A 4,994-nucleotide genomic window follows, 5' to 3' on the forward strand; every position below is an offset into this window, starting at 1 on the left:
AGGTTAGCAGCTGTGATATACTAATATAGTTGTCGCTTGAGAGAGATTGAGTGACAAAGACCTTTGAAAACTGAACAAGACGAACCAATGTGCAGGGCACTATAACTAAGGTTATAGTACTGAACAATGAAAAAACAATAAATCTGTCAGTGACAGAAATGAGTGAGAACTCAAACTTTTAATGAGAGTTTGATCCTGGCTCAGGACGAACGCTGGCGGCGTGCCTAATACATGCAAGTAGAACGCTGAAGAGAGGAGCTTGCTCTTCTTGGATGAGTTGCGAACGGGTGAGTAACGCGTAGGTAACCTGCCTGGTAGCGGGGGATAACTATTGGAAACGATAGCTAATACCGCATAAAATGGATTATCGCATGATAATGCATTGAAAGGTGCAAATGCATCACTACCAGATGGACCTGCGTTGTATTAGCTAGTTGGTGGGGTAACGGCTCACCAAGGCGACGATACATAGCCGACCTGAGAGGGTGATCGGCCACACTGGGACTGAGACACGGCCCAGACTCCTACGGGAGGCAGCAGTAGGGAATCTTCGGCAATGGACGGAAGTCTGACCGAGCAACGCCGCGTGAGTGAAGAAGGTTTTCGGATCGTAAAGCTCTGTTGTAAGAGAAGAACGAGTGTGAGAGTGGAAAGTTCACACTGTGACGGTATCTTACCAGAAAGGGACGGCTAACTACGTGCCAGCAGCCGCGGTAATACGTAGGTCCCGAGCGTTGTCCGGATTTATTGGGCGTAAAGCGAGCGCAGGCGGTTAGATAAGTCTGAAGTTAAAGGCTGTGGCTTAACCATAGTACGCTTTGGAAACTGTTTAACTTGAGTGCAAGAGGGGAGAGTGGAATTCCATGTGTAGCGGTGAAATGCGTAGATATATGGAGGAACACCGGTGGCGAAAGCGGCTCTCTGGCTTGTAACTGACGCTGAGGCTCGAAAGCGTGGGGAGCAAACAGGATTAGATACCCTGGTAGTCCACGCCGTAAACGATGAGTGCTAGGTGTTAGACCCTTTCCGGGGTTTAGTGCCGCAGCTAACGCATTAAGCACTCCGCCTGGGGAGTACGACCGCAAGGTTGAAACTCAAAGGAATTGACGGGGGCCCGCACAAGCGGTGGAGCATGTGGTTTAATTCGAAGCAACGCGAAGAACCTTACCAGGTCTTGACATCCCTCTGATCGCTCTAGAGATAGAGTTTTCCTTCGGGACAGAGGTGACAGGTGGTGCATGGTTGTCGTCAGCTCGTGTCGTGAGATGTTGGGTTAAGTCCCGCAACGAGCGCAACCCCTATTGTTAGTTGCCATCATTCAGTTGGGCACTCTAGCGAGACTGCCGGTAATAAACCGGAGGAAGGTGGGGATGACGTCAAATCATCATGCCCCTTATGACCTGGGCTACACACGTGCTACAATGGCTGGTACAACGAGTCGCAAGCCGGTGACGGCAAGCTAATCTCTTAAAGCCAGTCTCAGTTCGGATTGTAGGCTGCAACTCGCCTACATGAAGTCGGAATCGCTAGTAATCGCGGATCAGCACGCCGCGGTGAATACGTTCCCGGGCCTTGTACACACCGCCCGTCACACCACGAGAGTTTGTAACACCCGAAGTCGGTGAGGTAACCTTTTAGGAGCCAGCCGCCTAAGGTGGGATAGATGATTGGGGTGAAGTCGTAACAAGGTAGCCGTATCGGAAGGTGCGGCTGGATCACCTCCTTTCTAAGGATAAGGAACTGCGCATTGGTCTTGTTTAGTCTTGAGAGGTCTTGTGGGGCCTTAGCTCAGCTGGGAGAGCGCCTGCTTTGCACGCAGGAGGTCAGCGGTTCGATCCCGCTAGGCTCCATTGGTGAGAGATCACCAAGTAATGCACATTGAAAATTGAATATCTATATCAAATAGTAACAAGAAAATAAACCGAAACGCTGTAGTATTAAAAGAGTTTATGACTGAAAGGTCAGAAAATAAGGTTAAGTTAATAAGGGCGCACGGTGGATGCCTTGGCACTAGGAGCCGAAGAAGGACGTGACAAACGACGATATGCCTTGGGTAGCTGTAAGTAAGCGATGATCCAGGGATTTCCGAATGGGGGAACCCAACAGGTGCTACCTGTTACCCATATCTGTTAAGGATATGAGGAGGAAGACGCAGTGAACTGAAACATCTAAGTAGCTGCAGGAAGAGAAAGCAAAAGCGATTGCCTTAGTAGCGGCGAGCGAAACGGCAGAAGGGCAAACCGAAGAGTTTACTCTTCGGGGTTGTAGGACTGCAATGTGGACTCAAAGATTATAGAAGAATGATTTGGGAAGATCAGCCAAAGAGAGTAAGAGCCTCGTATTTAAAATAGTCTTTGTACCTAACAGTATCCTGAGTACGGCGGGACACGAGAAATCCCGTCGGAATCTGGGAGGACCATCTCCCAACCCTAAATACTCCCTAGTGACCGATAGTGAACCAGTACCGTGAGGGAAAGGTGAAAAGCACCCCGGGAGGGGAGTGAAATAGAACCTGAAACCGTGTGCCTACAACAAGTTCGAGCCCGTTAATGGGTGAGAGCGTGCCTTTTGTAGAATGAACCGGCGAGTTACGATATGATGCGAGGTTAAGTTGAAGAGACGGAGCCGTAGGGAAACCGAGTCTGAATAGGGCGCATTAGTATCATGTCGTAGACCCGAAACCATGTGACCTACCCATGAGCAGGTTGAAGGTGCGGTAAGACGCACTGGAGGACCGAACCAGGGCACGTTGAAAAGTGCTTGGATGACTTGTGGGTAGCGGAGAAATTCCAAACGAACTTGGAGATAGCTGGTTCTCTCCGAAATAGCTTTAGGGCTAGCGTCGACATAAAGATTCTTGGAGGTAGAGCACTGTTTGGGTGAGGGGTCCATCCCGGATTACCAATCTCAGATAAACTCCGAATGCCAAAGAATTATGGTCGGCAGTCAGACTGCGAGTGCTAAGATCCGTAGTCGAAAGGGAAACAGCCCAGACCACCAGCTAAGGTCCCAAAATAATTGTTAAGTGGAAAAGGATGTGGGGTTGCACAGACAACTAGGATGTTAGCTTAGAAGCAGCTATTCATTCAAAGAGTGCGTAATAGCTCACTAGTCGAGTGACCCTGCGCCGAAAATGTACCGGGGCTAAAACAATTTACCGAAGCTGTGGATACCTTTATAGGTATGGTAGGAGAGCGTTCTATGTGTGGAGAAGGTGTACCGTGAGGAGCGCTGGAACGCATAGAAGTGAGAATGCCGGTATGAGTAGCGAAAGACAGGTGAGAATCCTGTCCACCGTAAGACTAAGGTTTCCAGGGGAAGGCTCGTCCGCCCTGGGTTAGTCGGGACCTAAGGAGAGACCGAAAGGTGTATCCGATGGACAACAGGTTGATATTCCTGTACTAGAGTATGTAGTGATGGAGGGACGCAGTAGGCTAACTAAAGCAGACGAATGGAAGTGTCTGTCTAAGCAGTGAGGTGTGAATTGAGTCAAATGCTTAATTCTATAACATTGAGCTGTGATGGGGAGCGAAGTTTAGTAGCGAAGTTAGTGACGTCACACTGCCAAGAAAAGCTTCTAGCGTTAAACATACTCTACCCGTACCGCAAACCGACACAGGTAGTCGAGGCGAGTAGCCTCAGGTGAGCGAGAGAACTCTCGTTAAGGAACTCGGCAAAATGACCCCGTAACTTCGGGAGAAGGGGTGCTGACTTTACGTCAGCCGCAGTGAATAGGCCCAAGCAACTGTTTATCAAAAACACAGCTCTCTGCTAAATCGTAAGATGATGTATAGGGGGTGACGCCTGCCCGGTGCTGGAAGGTTAAGAGGAGTGCTTAGAGGTAACTCGAAGGTATGAATTGAAGCCCCAGTAAACGGCGGCCGTAACTATAACGGTCCTAAGGTAGCGAAATTCCTTGTCGGGTAAGTTCCGACCCGCACGAAAGGCGTAATGATTTGGGCACTGTCTCAACGAGAGACTCGGTGAAATTTTAGTACCTGTGAAGATGCAGGTTACCCGCGACAGGACGGAAAGACCCCATGGAGCTTTACTGCAGTTTGATATTGAGTGTCTGTACCACATGTACAGGATAGGTAGGAGTCTACGAGATCGGGACGCCAGTTTCGAAGGAGACGTTGTTGGGATACTACCCTTGTGTTATGGCCACTCTAACCCGGATAGGTGATCCCTATCGGAGACAGTGTCTGACGGGCAGTTTGACTGGGGCGGTCGCCTCCTAAAAGGTAACGGAGGCGCCCAAAGGTTCCCTCAGAATGGTTGGAAATCATTCGCAGAGTGTAAAGGTATAAGGGAGCTTGACTGCGAGAGCAACAACTCGAGCAGGGACGAAAGTCGGGCTTAGTGATCCGGTGGTTCCGCATGGAAGGGCCATCGCTCAACGGATAAAAGCTACCCTGGGGATAACAGGCTTATCTCCCCCAAGAGTTCACATCGACGGGGAGGTTTGGCACCTCGATGTCGGCTCGTCGCATCCTGGGGCTGTAGTCGGTCCCAAGGGTTGGGCTGTTCGCCCATTAAAGCGGCACGCGAGCTGGGTTCAGAACGTCGTGAGACAGTTCGGTCCCTATCCGTCGCGGGCGTAGGAAATTTGAGAGGATCTGCTCCTAGTACGAGAGGACCAGAGTGGACTTACCGCTGGTGTACCAGTTGTCTTGCCAAAGGCATCGCTGGGTAGCTATGTAGGGAAGGGATAAACGCTGAAAGCATCTAAGTGTGAAACCCACCTCAAGATGAGATTTCCCATGATTATATATCAGTAAGAGCCCTGAGAGATGATCAGGTAGATAGGTTAGAAGTGGAAGTGTGGCGACACATGTAGCGGACTAATACTAATAGCTCGAGGACTTATCCAAAGTAACTGAGGATACGAAGCGTGAGGTTTTCTAATTATTTGATAGATATTCAATTTTGAGTAGGTATTACTCAGAGTTAAGTGACGATAGCCTAGGAGATACACCTGTACCCATGCCGAA

General features: G+C 49.7%; 1 tRNA gene and 2 rRNA genes. All 3 read left to right on the top strand.

Annotated elements, in window-relative coordinates:
• The first annotated feature begins 177 nt into the window (after positions 1-177).
• The 3 genes from EKB01_RS09240 (at position 178) to EKB01_RS09250 (ending at position 4,874) form a co-directional block, all read left to right on the top strand.
• Positions 178-1,726: ribosomal RNA gene (locus tag EKB01_RS09240) — 16S ribosomal RNA — on the top strand.
• A 51-nt stretch (positions 1,727-1,777) separates the two neighbouring features.
• A tRNA-Ala gene (locus EKB01_RS09245) sits at positions 1,778-1,850 on the top strand.
• Positions 1,851-1,972: 122 nt separating this feature from the next.
• Positions 1,973-4,874: ribosomal RNA gene (locus tag EKB01_RS09250) — 23S ribosomal RNA — on the top strand.
• Together the 16S and 23S rRNA genes with 1 tRNA gene alongside form the textbook arrangement of a ribosomal RNA operon.
• The last annotated feature ends 120 nt before the right edge of the window (positions 4,875-4,994 follow it).

It is taken from the genome of Streptococcus sp. CCUG 71758 (assembly GCF_011714815.1).
Lineage (GTDB): Bacteria > Bacillota > Bacilli > Lactobacillales > Streptococcaceae > Streptococcus > Streptococcus halitosis.